Source organism: Achromobacter marplatensis, from assembly GCF_049060505.1.
In the GTDB taxonomy this organism is placed as follows: domain Bacteria; phylum Pseudomonadota; class Gammaproteobacteria; order Burkholderiales; family Burkholderiaceae_B; genus Achromobacter; species Achromobacter marplatensis_A.
In genome coordinates this window covers 321,237-337,275 of record NZ_JBMGRB010000009.1, presented here as the reverse complement: position 1 = coordinate 337,275, position 16,039 = coordinate 321,237, and the positions used below count along the sequence as shown (strand labels likewise).

17 protein-coding genes are annotated in these 16,039 nt (G+C 64.7%); 4 read left to right on the top strand and 13 right to left on the bottom strand.

Translation table 11 applies throughout. The features are described from left to right. Positions 1 to 279 precede the first annotated feature (279 nt). Positions 280 to 1,029: a glycerophosphodiester phosphodiesterase gene (gene ugpQ, locus ACI0FO_RS22800; protein WP_416030412.1), complete on the top strand. Its 750-nt coding sequence runs from the start codon at positions 280 to 282 to the stop codon at positions 1,027 to 1,029. A gap of 13 nt (positions 1,030 to 1,042) precedes the next feature. Beyond that, complete coding sequence (locus ACI0FO_RS22795; protein WP_416030410.1) at positions 1,043 to 1,933, top strand: 23S rRNA (adenine(2030)-N(6))-methyltransferase RlmJ; 891 nt, start codon at positions 1,043 to 1,045, stop codon at positions 1,931 to 1,933. 75 nt (positions 1,934 to 2,008) lie between these two features. On the opposite strand, the gene ACI0FO_RS22790 is transcribed toward ACI0FO_RS22795, so the two are convergent. From ACI0FO_RS22790 to ACI0FO_RS22780, 3 genes are all read right to left on the bottom strand, one after another. After that, positions 2,009 to 3,445, bottom strand: a complete 1,437-nt coding sequence (locus tag ACI0FO_RS22790; RefSeq protein WP_416030408.1) for a dihydrolipoyl dehydrogenase — start codon at positions 3,443 to 3,445, stop codon at positions 2,009 to 2,011. Between the two features lie 228 nt (positions 3,446 to 3,673). After that, on the bottom strand, positions 3,674 to 4,402 hold the full coding sequence (locus tag ACI0FO_RS22785; protein WP_416030406.1) for a glutathione peroxidase: 729 nt from the start codon (positions 4,400 to 4,402) through the stop codon (positions 3,674 to 3,676). 170 nt (positions 4,403 to 4,572) lie between these two features. Next, positions 4,573 to 4,773, bottom strand: a complete 201-nt coding sequence (locus ACI0FO_RS22780; RefSeq protein ID WP_416030404.1) for a heavy-metal-associated domain-containing protein — start codon at positions 4,771 to 4,773, stop codon at positions 4,573 to 4,575. Positions 4,774 to 4,974: 201 nt separating this feature from the next. On the opposite strand from ACI0FO_RS22780, the gene cueR reads away from it, so the two are divergent. Beyond that, on the top strand, positions 4,975 to 5,367 hold the full coding sequence (cueR, locus tag ACI0FO_RS22775; protein WP_416030402.1) for a Cu(I)-responsive transcriptional regulator: 393 nt from the start codon (positions 4,975 to 4,977) through the stop codon (positions 5,365 to 5,367). A 67-nt stretch (positions 5,368 to 5,434) separates the two neighbouring features. Here the strand turns inward: cueR and rlmD are convergent, their stop codons facing one another. The 10 genes from rlmD to surE all read right to left on the bottom strand — a co-directional run bounded on the left by rlmD (position 5,435) and on the right by surE (position 15,176). Further along, entirely contained in the window at positions 5,435 to 7,003 is a 1,569-nt protein-coding gene (gene rlmD / locus ACI0FO_RS22770) for a 23S rRNA (uracil(1939)-C(5))-methyltransferase RlmD (RefSeq protein WP_416030400.1), read from the bottom strand. 117 nt (positions 7,004 to 7,120) lie between these two features. Then, a complete protein-coding gene (locus ACI0FO_RS22765; protein ID WP_416030398.1) occupies positions 7,121 to 8,302 on the bottom strand; it encodes an MFS transporter in 1,182 nt (393 codons plus the stop codon). A gap of 96 nt (positions 8,303 to 8,398) precedes the next feature. Continuing rightward, positions 8,399 to 9,322, bottom strand: a complete 924-nt coding sequence (locus tag ACI0FO_RS22760; RefSeq protein WP_416030396.1) for a LysR substrate-binding domain-containing protein — start codon at positions 9,320 to 9,322, stop codon at positions 8,399 to 8,401. A gap of 25 nt (positions 9,323 to 9,347) precedes the next feature. Next, on the bottom strand, positions 9,348 to 9,695 hold the full coding sequence (locus ACI0FO_RS22755; protein WP_416030394.1) for an Imm51 family immunity protein: 348 nt from the start codon (positions 9,693 to 9,695) through the stop codon (positions 9,348 to 9,350). 317 nt (positions 9,696 to 10,012) lie between these two features. Further along, positions 10,013 to 10,765, bottom strand: coding sequence for a TorF family putative porin (locus tag ACI0FO_RS22750; protein ID WP_416030392.1), 753 nt, complete (start codon positions 10,763 to 10,765; stop codon positions 10,013 to 10,015). 396 nt (positions 10,766 to 11,161) lie between these two features. Further along, positions 11,162 to 11,788 (bottom strand): hypothetical protein, encoded by a 627-nt coding sequence (locus tag ACI0FO_RS22745; RefSeq protein ID WP_416030390.1) that lies wholly within the window; start codon positions 11,786 to 11,788, stop codon positions 11,162 to 11,164. A 166-nt stretch (positions 11,789 to 11,954) separates the two neighbouring features. Further along, a complete protein-coding gene (locus ACI0FO_RS22740; RefSeq protein ID WP_105560155.1) occupies positions 11,955 to 12,734 on the bottom strand; it encodes a 3'-5' exonuclease in 780 nt (259 codons plus the stop codon). Continuing rightward, positions 12,731 to 13,591: a peptidoglycan DD-metalloendopeptidase family protein gene (locus tag ACI0FO_RS22735; RefSeq protein ID WP_416030388.1), complete on the bottom strand. Its 861-nt coding sequence runs from the start codon at positions 13,589 to 13,591 to the stop codon at positions 12,731 to 12,733. Before ACI0FO_RS22735 ends, ACI0FO_RS22740 begins: the two co-directional genes overlap by 4 nt. Positions 13,592 to 13,608: 17 nt before the next feature. Beyond that, entirely contained in the window at positions 13,609 to 14,433 is an 825-nt protein-coding gene (locus ACI0FO_RS22730; protein WP_416030386.1) for a protein-L-isoaspartate(D-aspartate) O-methyltransferase, read from the bottom strand. Then, complete coding sequence (gene surE / locus ACI0FO_RS22725; RefSeq protein ID WP_416030384.1) at positions 14,418 to 15,176, bottom strand: 5'/3'-nucleotidase SurE; 759 nt, start codon at positions 15,174 to 15,176, stop codon at positions 14,418 to 14,420. Before surE ends, ACI0FO_RS22730 begins: the two co-directional genes overlap by 16 nt. A gap of 190 nt (positions 15,177 to 15,366) precedes the next feature. Here surE and plsY point away from each other — a divergent pair, with 190 nt between their 5' ends. Further along, positions 15,367 to 16,008: a glycerol-3-phosphate 1-O-acyltransferase PlsY gene (plsY, locus tag ACI0FO_RS22720; RefSeq protein WP_416030382.1), complete on the top strand. Its 642-nt coding sequence runs from the start codon at positions 15,367 to 15,369 to the stop codon at positions 16,006 to 16,008. Positions 16,009 to 16,039: the final 31 nt, after the last annotated feature.

The window sequence follows — 16,039 nt, the reverse complement described above, 5'->3', positions numbered from 1 at the left end:
CGCTGCGCTCGCTTCGCTCGCTTGCTGCCCCCCGAGGGGGCTGCGCCGCCTTGGGGCGGCCCGGCGACGGCGCGGCTGACGCCAGGGCCCCCACGCTGCGCTCGCTTCGCTCGCTTGCTGCCCCCCGAGGGGGCTGCGCCGCCTTGGGGCGGCCCGGCGACGGCGCGGCTTTTCTTCCGGGGGTAGGACCGTTCTTCGGGAGGCGGGGGCCGGGCGTCATTGGGGCAAGAAGGAGTATCCTTGCAACCCTGTCCATAAGAAGCACACGCAACACCAACAATGACTGCAAAACTCCCGTCCTGGCCCTATTCCCGTTACATCGCGCACCGCGGTGGCGGCCGTTTGGCGCCGGAGAATACGCTGGCCGCCATGCGCGTGGGCGCCGAGCACGGTTTCACGATGTTCGAATATGACGTGAAGCTAAGCAGCGATAACGTGCTCGTATTGATGCACGACGACAACGTCGACCGCACCTCCAACGGCCATGGCCCGGCCGCCGCCAAGCCCTACGCTGAGCTGGCGCAATTGGACTTCGGCAGTTGGCACTCGGCCGCCTACGCCGGTGAACCGCTGCCCACCTTCGCCGCCGTGGCCCGCTACACCGTCGCTAACCACATCGCCAGCAACGTCGAAATCAAGCCCTGCCCGGGCCGCGAAGCCGAAACCGGCGCGGCCGTGGCGCTGGCCTGCAAGCAGCTGTGGCAAAACGCCGGCACGCCTCCCTTGCTGTCCTCGTTCGCCGAAGAAGCGCTGCAGGCCGCGCAGGAAGTCGCGCCCGAACTGCCGCGCGCCCTGCTGGTGGAAGAAGTGCCCGCCGATTGGCGCGAACGCCTGGCCAAATATGACTGCGTCGCGCTGAACATCAACCAGAAAGACGCAACCCGCGAACTGATCGATGCCGTGCATGCCGCCGGCTATCGGATCGCGGCCTGGACCGTCAACGACCCCGAACGCGCCCGCTTGCTGCTGGACTGGGGCATCGACGGCATTTTCACCGACGAGCTGGCCGTGATCCGGCCAGCCGCCTGAGGCAGAACGCCCCGTGTTTAGTTACCGCCACGCCTTTCACGCCGGCAACCATGCCGACGTGCTCAAGCACGCCATCCTGGTCCACACCCTGGATTACTTCAACAAAAAAGACGCGCCCTATTGGGTCGTGGACACCCACGCCGGCGCAGGCCTTTACAACCTGGAAGGCGACTGGGCGAACAAGACCTCGGAATTCGTAGACGGCATCGGCCGCCTGTGGGACGCCAAGGATTTGCCGCCGCTGCTGGCCGACTACGTCGCCCGCGTCCGCGACTACAACACCAACGGCCGCCTGAAGCGCTACCCCGGTTCGCCGTGGCTGGCGCTGGACGTCATGCGCCCGTCCGACCGTCTGCGCCTGTTCGAGATGCACCCGACGGAAATCGACACACTGGTCGTCAACCTGGAACACCAGGGGCGCACCGCGCAGCGCCAGACCACCATCTACGGCGATGACGGCTTCGAAGGCGTCAAGGCGCTGCTGCCGCCGCCGACGCGCCGCGGCATGGTGCTGATCGACCCGTCGTATGAAGACAAGCACGACTACCGCCGCACGCTGATCACCGTGAAGGAATGCGTCAAGCGCTTCGCCACCGGCACCATCGCCATCTGGTATCCGCTGGTGCAGCGCCGCGAAGCCAGCGAAATGGCCCGCCATTTCGAGAACCTGAAGGTCAAGAGCTGGCTGCACGCTACGTTGACCGTCAAGAAGTCCACCATCGACGGCTATGGCCTGCATGGCAGCGGCATGTTCCTGATCAACCCGCCCTGGACCTTGCACGAAGGCTTAAAGCAAGCCATGCCGTATCTGGCCCGCGAACTGGGCCAGGACGAACGCGCCGGTTTCACGCTGCAGTACCGCGAGAATCCCTTCCCGGTGCCGAAGAAGCAATCAGACGACTGACGCGCCCCCCGGGGCTGCCGCAGCAAAATGGGCCGCGATATCGCGGCCCATTTCATTGGCAAGGGTCAGCCCGGTTTACGCCGTTTCGCGTTCCGATTCTTCGCCGTGAAGCGCCTCCTGGGCGCGGGCCAGCTTGGCGGCGGCATCCCGCAACGCCGTCCGCAGGCCTTCCTCGATCACGGGATGGTAGAACGGCATTTCCAGCATGCGCGCCACCGTCAGTTCCTGCTGCACGGCCCACGCCAACAAGTGGCCGATATGCTCGGCGCTGGGGCCGACCATTTCGGCGCCCAGGAAGCGGCCCGTCGCGATGTCGGCGTACACATGCAGCATGCCCTTGTTCTTCAGCATCACACGCGAACGGCCCTGGTCGCTGAAATCCACTTCGCCGATGACGAACGTGCCCGGAACCAAGCGCCCGTAACCCTGGCCCGCCACGGCGATCTGCGGATCCGAGAACACTACCGCAAGCGGCGCGCGGCGCAATCCCTGTCGAATATCGGGAAAGCGCGCGGCGTTTTCACCCGCGATGCGGCCTTCGTCGGCAGCCTCGTGCAACAACGGAGCGTCGGCGTTGGCATCGCCAGCGATGAAGATCGGCGAATCGCCGGCCTGCATCGTTTCACGATCGAACAGCGGAACACCCTGCGCGTTCAATACAAGCGACGTATTTTCCAGGCCCAAGCCGTCCACATTGGCGCGGCGGCCCGTAGCAACCAGCGCATAATCGAAGCGTTCGGTGCGTTCGCTGTTGTCCAGCGTGACATAGCGCACTTCCACTTCATCGCCGACGCGAGTGGTTTCCAGGACGCGCGCGTCCGGGTCCAGGTAAAACTCGCGCTGGAATATCTTGCGGGCGTTCAGCCGCACCTGCGGATCGCTGATCCCGCCCAGGCTGCCGCTGACGCCGAACACGCGCACATCGACCCCCAGCCGGGCCAGCGCCTGCCCCAGTTCCAGACCGATCACGCCGGGACCGAACACGGCAATGCGGCGCGGCAGGTCGTCCCAAGCGAAGACGTCGTCATTCACCACCAGGCGATCGCCCAGCGCGCGAAACGGCGGCGGCACCGACGGGCGCGAACCCGTGGCGATGACCACGCGGGCCGCATGGACTTCGGTGTGCTCGTCTATCCGCAGCACGGTATCGGAGACAAAGCGGGCATAGCCTCGCAATTTGTCTTCGGCCGGGATGTTCTCCACGCCTTCCAGCACGAACCCCACGAAGCGGTCCCGTTCACGCTTGACGCGGTCCATCACTTCAACGCCGTCCACCGAGATTTCCCCGCTGACGTGCACGCCGAACGCGTCGGCATGGGCCGCGCCGTGGGCGGCTTCGGCGGCGGCGATCAGCAGTTTGGAAGGCATGCAGCCCACTCGGGCGCAGGTCGTGCCATAGGGGCCGCCTTCAATCAGCAGCGCGCGCTTGCCGGCGGCTTTGGCGGCGCGATAGGCGGCCAGTCCGGCGGTGCCGGCGCCGATGATGGCGATATCGGTGTGCAGAGTTTTCATGACTGGGTATCCCCCATGTTGCGAGTAGCAAGGATTCAAAGGCGAGTTCCGCCTTGTTACGCATCCTTGGGACGAACACCGTCCGGCGGCGCCCGCGAAGGCCCGCGCAAAGGAATGCGGTAAAGGTGCGTAAGAAGGGAAGCTCGTGCCGGCGCGGCGCAGCGGTTGCGGCAACCGCCGGCCGCGCTGGTCAGGGCGGGGGAAACCTCCCCTGCCCGGCTTGCAGCCTTAGGCGAAGTGCGCCTTCAGGTCTTCCAGGCCGCCAATCAGCGAACCGTTGATGAACACCTGGGGAGCGGTGCCCTTGCCGGACACGGCGCCGATCACGCGGCCACGGACCTTGTTTTCCAGCGGGATCTCGATCGGGGCGTAGCCCTTTTCTTCCAGCAGCGCCTTGGCTTCCACGCAGAACGGGCAGCCGGGCTTGGAGAACACGACCACCTGGTCGGGCTTCTTGGCCGTCGGGGCAATGTGCGCCAGCATCGTGTCGGCGTCCGACACTTCAAACGGGTCGCCTTCTTTTTCCGGTTCGATGAACATCTTTTGAACGACGCCATCCTTCACCAGCATCGAATAGCGCCAGCTGCGCTTGCCGAAGCCCAGGTCGCTCTTGTCGACCAACATGCCCATGCCTTCAGTGAACGCGCCGTTGCCGTCGGGCAGCAGCGTGATATTGGCCGATTCCTGATCCTTCGCCCATTCGTTCATGACGAAGGTGTCGTTCACCGAAACGCAGACGATACTGTCCACGCCGGCGTTGAAGAACGCGGGGGCCAGTTCGTTGTAGCGCGGCAGGTGGGTCGACGAGCAAGTCGGCGTGAAAGCGCCGGGAAGCGAGAAGACGACAACCGTCTTGTTCTTGAACAGATCGTCGGTCGTGACCTTCTTCCACGTGTTGTCCTCGCGGACGGGGAACGTTACGTTCGGAACACGTTGGCCTTCGCGGTTTTGCAGCATTCAATCTCTCCTTGGGTAGCGGGGTTTGTTTAACCACCATGGAAAGAATGATAAATCTTAGCTATTAATTAATCAAATTTAATAAATTAAATCGATCGATAGGTTTTAGCAATTGAGAAAGAACCGCCGAAAATCCGGATCTATCATACCCGGCCTTTCGGCGGCTGACATCAGAGGCGCGTCGGCGCGTAGCCTGCGTCGCGGATGGCGGCTTCAAGCTTGTCCGCCTGGTCGGTGCCGGTGATCGTGAGGCGATGCGTCGGCAGGTCTACCGTCACCGTCGCGCCCGGGGCCGCTTCGTTCACCGCGCCGGTGATGGTTTTCACGCAATGGCCGCAGGTCATGTCGGGCACTTGGAATTCGATGCTCATGGTTTTTCTCCGGAAATGTCAGGCTGATGGGCAACTTTTTGCACATCATGTCCGGCAGCTTAAACATTCCCATAATGGCAAGGTCAAGCGTAAAATACTCCTTGACCTTCCCATAATGGGAAAGTTAACACTGCAAATTCCACGTTGAATCAAGACCCGCACGCGTGCCTGCACCGTGCCAGCCAGCCCAAGGAACCTGACATGAACATCGGAGAAGCTTCGAAGAGCTCTGGCATTTCCGCCAAGATGATCCGCTACTACGAGAGCATCGGTCTGATCGGCCCGGCAGTGCGCACGGACGCGGGCTACCGCGTCTACAACGACCACGACCTGCACACGCTGCGCTTTGTGCGCCGCGCGCGGGACCTGGGGTTTTCAGTCGAACAGATGAACGAGCTGCTGGCGCTGTGGAAGGACCGCAGCCGCGCCAGCGCCGACGTCAAGCGCATTGCGCTGGGCCATGTACAGGAGCTGGAGCGCAAGGCCGAAGCGTTGCGCGAAATGGCCGGCACGCTGAAGCATCTGGCGAACAATTGCCATGGCGACGGCCGGCCCGACTGCCCGATCCTTGAAAATCTGGGACGCTCGCACTAACGGCAGGCCGGCCAGACGCGCCAAACGGCCATCCCGGGCCGAGACTCGCCCGGCCCGGCGCCCGGGATCAGCCCTGGGCTTGCCCCGCAGTTTCCCCAACGGTTTGCACGGCGGTTTGTTCGGCGGTCTGTGTGGACGCGTCTTCGGACGCTTGTTGGGCTTCCGCTGCCACGCGTGCGTGGTACGCATCGGTCGCCGCTTGTTTGGCGGCTGCCTTTTCTGCTGCTGCGGCGGCCTTGGCGGCTCCCGCCGCCACCGCATCCGCCGCGGCCTGGATGGCGCGCAGACGAGCGCGTTCCTTCACTTCCAGCACGCCGGCGGCATCCAGCGACTCAAAGACCGCTATCGATTCGACGTGGCCCGTATGCGGGAACATGTTGATGACGCCGGCGCTCTTGAGCACATATCCGCCCTCATGCACCAGGATGGCCGCATCGCGCGCCAGCGTGGCCGGATTACAGGACACGTAGACGATGCGTCGGGGCCGCTCTTCGGCCGTCAATTCCGCCAAGGCTTGCGACACCGCATGCGCCCCTTCGCGCGGCGGATCGATCAACATGCGGTCGAAGTAACCCAGACTGCGCAGCCAGTGCGCGTCCACCTCGAACAGGTTTAGCGTGGCGAAGCTAGTGCGGTCGCCCAGGCCATGCCGCGAGGCGGCGTCGAACGCGCGGTCGGTCAGCGTTTTGCTGCCTTCCACGCCCACGGCTTCGCGCCCTTGCGTGGCCAGCGGCAAGGTGAAGTTGCCCAATCCGCAGAACAGGTCGGCCACGCGGTCGGTCGGCTGCACGTCCAACAACTTCAACGCGCGCGACACCATTGCGCGGTTGATGGCGTGGTTGACCTGCGTGAAATCGGTAGGCCGGTACGGCATGCGCAGGCCGAATTCCGGCATGGTGTAGGCAAGCGTGTCGCCGTGTTCGCGCTCCATCGGATGGACGGTTTCGGGACCTTTGGACTGCAGCCACCATTGCACGTTGTGCTGGGCGGCGAAGGCGCGCAGGATGGCGATGTCGCCGTCGGTCAGCGGCAGCAGATGGCGCAGCACCAGCGCTGTCACGCCTTCACCCAGCGACACTTCGATCTGGGGCATGCGGTCCGGCGCCGACATCGAGGCGATCATGGCGCGTAGCGGCATCAGCAAATCGCTGACGTGGCGCGGCAGCACGTGGCATTCGCGCATGTCGGCCACATAACTGCTTTTACGCTCGTGGAAACCCACCAGCACCCCGCCCTTCTTCGGCACGACCCGGACCGACAGGCGGGCGCGGTAGCGGTAACCCCAGGTGGGACCCTGCAGCGGCGGCAAGATCAGCGCCGGACGCAGCTTGCCGACATGCCAGAAAGTGTCCTCCAGCGAGCGCTGCTTGATGGCCACTTGCGTGCTGGGCTCCAGATGCTGCATGGCACAGCCGCCACAGACACCGAAATGCGGGCAGCGCGGCACGACCCGCTGCGACGAGGGGCGCATTACCTGGTCCACGCGGGCGATCTCGTAGGACGGCTTGCGGCGCAGCGTCACGGTGGTGACCCGTTCGCCCGGCAGGGCCCCTTCCACGAAAACCACTTTCCCGTCGCGACGGGCGATCCCCCTGGCTTCCAGGTCCAGGGACTCGATACTCAAAACGTCTGACATCTCACGCAGTCCAGAATTACACGCAACCCAATATTGTAGAAGGACTCCAGGCATTCAGGAAAATGGTCTTCGATACGCCTCGTTTCCCGCCTGTTCCACATGGGATTCCTGCTGGACTCAAGCCGCCAAACGGTCCGACGCTTTTGCCGATTGCAGCCACAACGCCACCATTGCGGCCACGGCCGCCGCCGCGCCCGCCAGCGGCAACGCGGGCAGGCCCGCCCAGGCGATGGTCAGACTGCCCAGCCCCCCGCCCACCGCCGTCCCCAGGTTGAACGATGCGATGTTCAGGCCAGCCGCCACCGCCGTGGATTCGGGCACATGACGTTGCGCCAGCTTCAGCAGCCGAAGCGTCAGCACCGTCACGATGCAGAAGAACACCAACCCCAACGCGCCGGCCAGCACCACGACCGCCCAGCCGGATTGCCGGAACCCATACAGGGCGAGCAACGTCGCCGTCAGCCCGGCCGCCGCCAGCAGCGCCGCGCGGTCCGCGTCCATCTTGTCGACCAGGAAGCCGCCGAGCAGGTTGCCCGCGATGGAAAACGCGCCAAACAGCAGCATGGCCACGCTCAGCCGCGGCACGTCTGCGCCGGTCACCTGAAGTAGATACGGCGAAACGAAGGTGAAGAAACTGAATGTCGCCACGCTGACCAGCGCGCCCACGCCGGCGGCAATCACCATCTGCGGGTGGGCGATGGCCCGCAGGCCCGCGCCCATGCCGGCCGCGCCGGCGGCGCGCGCGCCAGGCGCTTCCTTGCCCGGCATGCACCACAGCAGTCCCGCCAACCCGACCAGGGCCAGCACGCCGATGGCGGCGAAAACCGCCCGCCAGGACCAGAGGCTACCCAGGAAAGTGCCCAGCGGCACGCCTAAGGCCAGCGCCAGCGTCAATCCGATCCACACGACGGCCACGGCCCGGCCAGCGCGCGCCTCGTCCACCAACCGGGTAGCGGCATCCGAGGCGACCGCCATGAAGGCGCCATGGGCCAGCCCCACCACGAACCGCACGGCCAGCAACACGGGCAACGTGCCGGCCACGCTCATTGCGACGCTGCCCACCGCCAGCACGGCCATGGACCACGCCAAGGTGCGGCGGTCGCGCCAATGGGCGACCAGCGCGGGGATCAGGGGTGCGCCGATTGCGGCGCCCAACGCGTAGGCGGCGATCGCCGTCCCGGCGGCCTCGATCTTGGCGTGCAAGCCGTCGGCCATCGCCGACACCAGGCCGGCAACAACGAATTCAGACAAACCGAATGCGAATGTGCAGACAGAGAAGATATAGACGGCGACGGGCATGGCAGGCTGAACTCGACAAGAACGGACCCCGAGCTTAGGGTGCCTGCACACGACAGTAAAATATATTATTTATCGCTTAATAAGACGGATAGAGTCTTAATTTGTCGAATCTTCATTCGGGACCCCGAGCGTGCGTAGCACCGCATCGATCAGGCGATCGCGAACAGGCGATGCGCGTTCCGGATTCCAGCCAATCAGTAGATCCAAAGACTGCAAGGGCGCGGGCGCGTCGGCGGCAAGGGGCCGGAAGACGATATCCTCGCGCCCCGCTTGGGCCAGCGACGCGGGCAGCAACGCTACGCCGAAACCGGCCGCCACCAACGCCGCCACCGTCTGCAACTGCCGGGCCTCCTGTACCACGCGGGGCACGAAGCCCGCCGTCTGGCACAGTTGGATCAATTGATCGTGAAACCCCTGCCCCAAACGCCGGGGCGACGCCACGAATGGTTCGTCTTTCAGGGCGGCAAGCGGCACGACCGCTTCGGCCGCAAGCGCATGCGCGGCGGGCAGCGCCACTTGTATGGGCTCGCGCAACAAGGTCTTGAACCGCAAGCTGGGCGTCGTGGCGCCGGGCACGCGCATGAAGCCGATGTCCGCGCGTCCGGCCTCCAGGGCCTGGACCTGTTCATGCGTGGTGGCCTCTTGCAGCGTGAACGCGACCGCCGGGCACGCGCTACGGAAATCGCGCAACGCGCGCAGCAACAAGGCGTAGGGCGCGATATTGATGAAGGTCAGCGTCAAGTGCCCGTCCATCCCTTGGGCTACTCGGCGCGTGTGCGCCACGCCTTCCTCAAGCGAGGCCAGCATGCGCCGCGCGGTGTCCAAAAATGCGGCGCCCGCCGGCGTCAATGCCACGCTGCGGTTGGTGCGTTCAAACAGCGTGACGCCGATCTCGCTTTCCAGCCGGCGGATGGCCTGGCTGAGCGGCGGCTGCGCCATGTGCAGGCGCTGGGCGGCGCGATTGAAATGCAGCGTTTCGGCCACGGCGACGAATTGCCGCAGCAAGCGCGTTTCGATCATTGGCTCGCCCACCGCCGGCCCGGACTCAGTCCAGCTCCGCCCGCGAGAACAGGTCCTGGATCAGTCTCCAGTCCTCGCACGCGGCCTTGAATCCGATGATGAAGGTCTTCAGGGCTTCGCTGTCGGAAGAATAGGCGCAGAACGTGTCCGCTTCGGGATCAAAATCAATCTGTTCAGCAAGCTCGGGCTTTTTTTCATTCAGGAAGACCAGCGCCAATGACGTCCAGTCGTAGCCCGAACCCACAAAACCCTCTTGCCTGCGGCGGCGGAAGACCTCTTCCTTGTATTCCCCAACGGTGAGGATGACTGAAAAGCTGCCCTCGTACTCCATCCAGGAAAAAGGCTTTATTGATTCTTCGAAATCGATGGTCACTGCGCTCAAAGCTCCTTGAATAGCTTGCCGCCACCACGGCGGCAAGGGTCGACACCGCGCAAATATACCTTTGCGCAACGCCGTTCGCGCGACCATTAAAGGCAATTATCGGATTTCTCGCAACGTGGGAGGAGAATCGGGCGCTTTGGGGGCCTTCGGCGGCAGAAGCAACCGCGTCACGCACACAAAGGCAAAGCTGACGGCAAACAACGCCCCGCAGCCGAAAAAAAGGGGAATTGATGGGGACTGCCCATCAGGCAGTCTCCATCAATCCCCCAAAAGGCCGGCGCGTTTTCAAGGCGCCGCCACGGATTTCATTAGAACGCGCGCGATACCGAGAAGACGGCGCCCAGGCGGCCCGACGGGTGGCCGTACTTGGTGGGCAGCCAGTTGTCCTTGGTGGCCCCGACAGCGGCGAGGCCCAGCACCCAGCCCTTCAGGTCCTTGGTCACGCCGACCTTGTAGTCGACGTAATGGCCGATCGAATCGCCGTCCATGTTCGATTGGTTCTTCAGCTTCTGATAGCCCAAATGCCCCAGCAGCCCCCAGCCGTCGCCCAGATCGAACGTGGCCGTGCCGTCCAGATACCAGGTGCCTTTGCTGTCCGGCGTGCTGAAGAAGTCGCTGGGCGTGTACGAGTACTTCAGCGAGTAGTTGCCATAGGAGGCGCCCAGGTAGAGGTCGGTGTTGTTGTAGTTGCCGCCCTTCGGCGAGCTGGAGCCCGGGTAGTAGTAATGCAGCACGCCGGCGTCCAGCGTGAACCCGCCACCGACGTCGCCCTTCCAGCCGCCGTAGAAGTCCATTTCCAGATTGCCGTCGGTGAAGACGAAGTCAGATACGTTGGAGTTCCAATTGCCCAGGTAGAAGCCTGAGCTATGGGTCAAGTCGACGCCCACTTGCACCGCCGGGCGGAAGTCGGTCTGCGAATAACCGCGGAACCGGTAGTCGCTGGCAATGGTGGCGTTGCCGCTAAGAGAAAAACCGCCCCCCAGATCGGTCGGTTCAGCCTGGGCAGTCGAGGCGAAACAAGCGGCAAGCGCAAAAGGCAAGGCTAGCAACGTCTTCTTCATGGTGCGGAGTCCTGATCGGATTTAACGAGGAGGAGGATGGCCGCGTGGCGCATCCCTCTAACCGGTTTTGCAGCGGTGGTTACCGGCTTCCTTTGTTCTAAGCAATGTCCATGCCAGGTTTCAGGAAGGTGACAAGTAGCCGGCTGCCCGTTGACCCACGGCCGCGACGCACCACAAGCGTGCAGGCGCCGCATGGCGGCTCACTGCCCTGCCCCAAGTTGGGGAATCCGCGCCATGCTGGGGCGGCGTCGCGGAATGGCCTTCGCGCTTTCGCCGCGCCATAAAAGAAAAAACCCCGGATCGCGCGAGAGCGCGTCCGGGGTTCGCCGTTCAGGCAGCGGCGCCGTCTGGCGCCGCATGTGGGCAGGTTAGGTCGGCGTGTCCGGGTCTGCGGACTTAGTTGGCTGCCGGCGCCGGCGGCGGAGCGACATCGCCAGCAGCCGGAGCGGCAGGCATCGCCCCCCTGCCCTTGCCGCCATGGCGACCTTCCATTTTGGCGTGGCGTTCCTGCATCTTGGCTTCACGCTCCTTGACCAGCTTGGTCACCTGGCCGCGCTGGGTATCGTTCAAGCTATCCCAGACAGCCAGCCACTGATCGCGTACTTGCTGACCCTGCGCGCGGAACTGGTCGCGCGTCTGGTCCGATTGCGCCATCAGGGCGCGCGGGTCCAGCTTGCCGCTATCCAACTGGGACTTCAGCAGATCGTGGCGCTTGCCGCCCGAGGCGCGCATGGCTTCGTGCAGGCTGCGCTGGCCGTCCTGCGCGGTCTTGAACAAGGCTTGCTGCTTGTCGTCCAGCTTCAACTGGTCCAGCTGCGCCTTGGAGACCGGGCCGATGCCGGGAATAAACAGGCCGTCGCGCATGCCCTTGTGAAACTCACCGCGTTCACCATGGTGCATGGCTGCCGGACCGCCGTCGGCGGCAGGCGGCGGCGCGGCCATGACGGAACCGGCTACCAGACCGCCCGTCGCGGCGACAAATGCAAGAGCGGCCAAATTGGAGCGGATAGCGAATCGGGACATGTTGTGTCTCCTGAAAGTGAAGAAAGCGAGGCCATTGTGGGGTCAGCCTGGTTTCAACCGGGTTTCGTCCCCGACGTCCATGTTTCAGTCGATTGCGCATCCGCCAGATGTGAAGACGGGGCCCGTCAGGCCCCGTGCTTCGTGCATGCCAAACCTGCTGAACGCGTCAGTTCGCGTCCCAGGCCGCCATGTATTCCTTCCAGTGCGCCGCGTCGCTGGCAGACAGCGTATCGCGCACCAGGGCGATTTCGGCGTCGTAGGCGGTGCGGTCGAGTTCGCCACGCAAGAAGCGGAAGCGGCAATACACCAGCCACGTGTTGACGACGTCGGTCTCGCAATAGGCGCGGACTTCGTCGGCGCGGCCTGTGCTCCAGGCCTCCCAGACCTTGCTGCCGTCCATCCCGAGCTTGCCGGGAAAGCCGCACAATTTGGCCAGGTCGTCCAGCGGCGCGTTGGCGCGGCCGTTGTACTTGGCCAGCACGTCCATCAAGTCAAGGTGGCGCGTGTGGTAACGGGCGATGTAGTTGTTGAACTTGAAGTCGCGATCTTCTTCGCCCATGTCCCAATAGCGCGGCGCGGGCACACCCAGGATCAGGCTGCGGTAGTGCAGGACGGGCAGGTCGAAACCCGATCCGTTCCAGCTCACCAGCTTGGGCGTGTAGCGTTCGATGGTCTTGAAGAATCCCGCCAGCAAGGCGGCCTCGGGATCATCGGGCTGGCCCAGTGTCTTGACGCGGAACCCCTGGTCGTCGCGGAATACGCATCCCACCACCGCGACCTTGTGCAGATGCAGCGGCAGGAAGTCGTGGCCGACGGCTTCGCGTCGCGCCGTCAGCGCGCGTTCGACGACTTCCTGGTCTGGAACCTCGGGGCCCCAGCCGTTAAGCTTGCGCAGCCCATCGGCGTCGGGGATGGTTTCAAGGTCGAATACCAGGGTAGGCGTCATTTGGCGGGCAGGTACTGCATCGGGTCGACGGGCGTGCCTTGGCGGCGGATCTCGAAGTGCAGGCGCGGCGACGTCGTGTCGGTCTGGCCAAGTTCGGCGATCTTGGCGCCGCGCTTGACGTTCTGCCCGGTCTTCACCAGCAAGGCGCGGTTATGCGCGTAAGCGGTGATGAAGCCGTTCTGGTGTTCAACGATGATCAGGTTACCCAGGCCGCGCACGCCGTTGCCGCTGTACTTGACCAGGCCGTCCGCCGCAGCGGTGATCGGGTCGCCCAGGGCGCCGGAAATGTCGATGCCTTTGCTGCTGGCGTTGAACGTCTGGACGATCGCGCCGTTGGCGGGCCATGCCCAATTGATGACGCTGGCGTCCGCCGCGCGGGGCGAAGGCTTGACCTCGACCGGCGCGGGCGCCGGCGTGGCCGACGAGTCCGGCGGCGGCAGCGATGCGACCGGCGCTTCGGGCTGATCCAGCGGCCGCGGTTGCGGCTTGGCGCTGGCGACAGGCGCCGTTTGCGCGCCCCCGCCCGACCCGCCGGACATCTTCAGCACTTGGCCGACCGAGATCTGGTTAGGGTCGCTGAGGTTGTTCCAGCGCTTGACGCTTTCGATATCCACGTTGTTGGCGCGGGCGATCTTATAGAGCGTGTCGCCCGGCTTGACCACATAGCTGCCGCCGGGCTGAGCCGATGGCGCGGGTTGCCCGCCGGTCATGTCGACCACCGGTGCACGAGTTCCTTTCGATGCGCAGCCGGCCAAGATGGCCAAGCTGAGCGCCCCCGCGACGAAGAGCGGGCGGCGCAGGCGCGTCATGGACGCGCCCTTAGTCATATCGGTCAGTTGCAACTGCCCGTTGAGCATACGTTTCTCCTGTTTGCTCAAGATTGTATTCCGGCGCGTAGCGGCACAAAGCGCACGGCCTCTAATTCAGTGCGTTTCCAGCTGGCTGCGCCGGTGCGTTCGATCAGCACCAAGCGCTGGTTCGAGCCCCCTTCGGGAGCGATCAGGCGGCCACCCGGCGCAAGCTGCGTAAGCAGCGCTTGCGGAATAGCCAAGCCAGCGGCAGCCACAACGATAGCATCGAACGGGGCCACTCCGGGCAGGCCCAACGTGCCATCGCCGTAGATCAGACGGATACGCGTGGTCAGCCGCAAGGCGCGCAGATGCTCGCGCGCAAGCTCGTAGAGCCCGCGAATGCGTTCGATCGAATGGACCTCGCGCACGAACTGCGCAAGCACCGCCGCCTGATAGCCGCAACCCGCGCCCACTTCAAGCACGCGGGTCGGCGTGCGGTCTTCGCACACGGCGGCGATCATGCGCGCCACCACCCAAGGTTGCGAGATGGTTTGCGAATGGCCGATGGGCAACGCCGCATCTTCATAGGCGCGGCTGGCCAACGCCTCATCGACGAAAAGATGCCGCGGCACGGCGGACATGGCGTTCAGGACGCGTTCATCGCTGATGCCCTGCCCGCGCAGGCGCTGCACCATCGCCTGGCGCAGACGTTCGGAGTTCAGGCCCAGATTGCCGCCGGCAGCGGGCACGGGCGCTTGGGCCTGGCGCGGCAACGTGGCGGCGGAAATGCGGGTGTTGCTATTGGCGGGCGTGACGCCAGGGCTAAGCCGGCCCGAGTCGTAGCGGACCGGACCGGGGCGCCCCGGCGTCGCCTGGGAGACGTCAGGCTGGCTTATGCGTTTGCGCATAGCGGCTCTGCCCACGTGCGGATTTCGTCCAGTTGGCTGTGCTGCGTCAGGTCCAGGCGCAATGGCGTGACTGACACGGCACCCTGCTCGACCGCGTGGAAATCCGTGCCCGGGGCGGCATCGGCCGCCAGGCCCACCGGCCCGATCCAGTAGACGGTGTCGCCGTAAGGCGTGGTGGTGCGCACCACGGGCTGCGACGGATGCCGCTTGCCCAGGCGGGTGACCGCGAAGCCGTGCAGGTCTTCGAAACGTCGATTGGGGATGTTGACGTTCAGCAACACCGGCGCCGCCAAAGGCTGGGCCAGATGCCGCTCGACGACGAGACGGGCGGCGCGCGCGGCGGAATCGATGTGTTCCCAGCCTTTTTCGGCCAGCGAGAACGCAATCGACGGGATGCCGAACAGGTAGCCTTCGCTGGCGGCGGCGACCGTGCCGGAATATAAGGTGTCGTCGCCCATGTTGGCGCCGTTGTTGATGCCGGACACGACCAGGTCCGGGCGCGTGTCCATCAGCCCCGTCAGCGCCACGTGGACGCAGTCGGAAGGCGTTCCGCTGACGGCGATGAAGCCGTTCGAGGCCGTGCGCACCGACAAGGGCCGGTTCAGCGTCAGGGAGTTGGAGGCGCCGCTATGGTTGGTCTCGGGCGCGACGACGGTTAAATCGCCCAAGCCTTGCAGCGCTGCTACCAGCGCTTCGAGCCCAGGGGCCGAGTAACCATCGTCGTTCGAAACCAGAATTCGCATTGTGCATCCGAAAGAAAATAAAACGCGGGTGGACGTGTCGGATTGTACCGTCCGCGGCCGCACCCTGTATGTCGGTCTTGCCGATGCCTGTCCGGCGAGGCGTCGGCGCCACGCTCGATAACCCGTAGCCAGGGGCGGCGGCCGGCGCGGTAGAATCCGCGCCATTACGACAACAACGGACTCCCTTTCCATGGCGATTACCGAACCCTCCCTGGTGTTCACCGCTGCGCTCATCGTGCTGGCTTACCTGATCGGCTCCGTGCCGTTCGCGGTCGTCGTCAGCAAGCTGATGGGGCTGCAAGACCCCCGTAGCTACGGGTCCAAGAACCCCGGTGCCACCAATGTGCTGCGCACCGGCAACAAGACGGCGGCCGCGCTGACCTTGCTGGGCGACGCCGCAAAGGGATGGTTCGCGATATGGCTGGCTGAAAAGTTGGCCCCCGGCATTGCCCCCGCCGGCCTGGCCCTAGTGGCCCTGGCTGCCTTCATCGGCCATCTGTACCCCATTTTCCTGGGATTCAAGGGCGGCAAGGGCGTGGCGACGGCGCTGGGCGTGCTGGTGGCGATCCAACCCTGGCTGGCCGTGGCCACCGCGGCTACCTGGCTGATCATCGCGGTCTTCTTCCGCTATTCTTCGCTGGCCTCGCTGGTGGCGGCGTTTTTCGCCCCGGTGTACTACGTGTTCGGCTCGGGGCTTGCCTGGTATGCGCAACCGGCCATGGGCGTGGCGCTGGCGGTGATTGGCGTGCTGCTGTTCTATCGTCATCGCGCGAACATCACCCGCTTGATCCAGGGCACGGAAAGCAAGATCGGCGGCGGCAAGAAAAAATAGGACGGGTTCATGATGAAACGGGCGGCCGGGC

Bases quoted from the DNA above. Each gene is read 5' to 3' on its own strand.
- ugpQ (WP_416030412.1), top strand. From the start codon at position 280: ATGACTGCAAAACTCCCGTCCTGGCCCTATTCCCGTTACATCGCGCAC.
- ACI0FO_RS22790 (WP_416030408.1), bottom strand. From the start codon at position 3,445: ATGAAAACTCTGCACACCGATATCGCCATCATCGGCGCCGGCACCGCC.
- ACI0FO_RS22785 (WP_416030406.1), bottom strand. From the start codon at position 4,402: ATGCTGCAAAACCGCGAAGGCCAACGTGTTCCGAACGTAACGTTCCCC.
- ACI0FO_RS22780 (WP_416030404.1), bottom strand. From the start codon at position 4,773: ATGAGCATCGAATTCCAAGTGCCCGACATGACCTGCGGCCATTGCGTG.
- cueR (WP_416030402.1), top strand. From the start codon at position 4,975: ATGAACATCGGAGAAGCTTCGAAGAGCTCTGGCATTTCCGCCAAGATG.
- rlmD (WP_416030400.1), bottom strand. From the start codon at position 7,003: ATGTCAGACGTTTTGAGTATCGAGTCCCTGGACCTGGAAGCCAGGGGG.
- ACI0FO_RS22765 (WP_416030398.1), bottom strand. From the start codon at position 8,302: ATGCCCGTCGCCGTCTATATCTTCTCTGTCTGCACATTCGCATTCGGT.
- ACI0FO_RS22760 (WP_416030396.1), bottom strand. From the start codon at position 9,322: ATGATCGAAACGCGCTTGCTGCGGCAATTCGTCGCCGTGGCCGAAACG.
- ACI0FO_RS22750 (WP_416030392.1), bottom strand. From the start codon at position 10,765: ATGAAGAAGACGTTGCTAGCCTTGCCTTTTGCGCTTGCCGCTTGTTTC.
- ACI0FO_RS22745 (WP_416030390.1), bottom strand. From the start codon at position 11,788: ATGTCCCGATTCGCTATCCGCTCCAATTTGGCCGCTCTTGCATTTGTC.
- ACI0FO_RS22740 (WP_105560155.1), bottom strand. From the start codon at position 12,734: ATGACGCCTACCCTGGTATTCGACCTTGAAACCATCCCCGACGCCGAT.
- ACI0FO_RS22735 (WP_416030388.1), bottom strand. From the start codon at position 13,591: ATGCTCAACGGGCAGTTGCAACTGACCGATATGACTAAGGGCGCGTCC.
- ACI0FO_RS22730 (WP_416030386.1), bottom strand. From the start codon at position 14,433: ATGCGCAAACGCATAAGCCAGCCTGACGTCTCCCAGGCGACGCCGGGG.
- surE (WP_416030384.1), bottom strand. From the start codon at position 15,176: ATGCGAATTCTGGTTTCGAACGACGATGGTTACTCGGCCCCTGGGCTC.
- plsY (WP_416030382.1), top strand. From the start codon at position 15,367: ATGGCGATTACCGAACCCTCCCTGGTGTTCACCGCTGCGCTCATCGTG.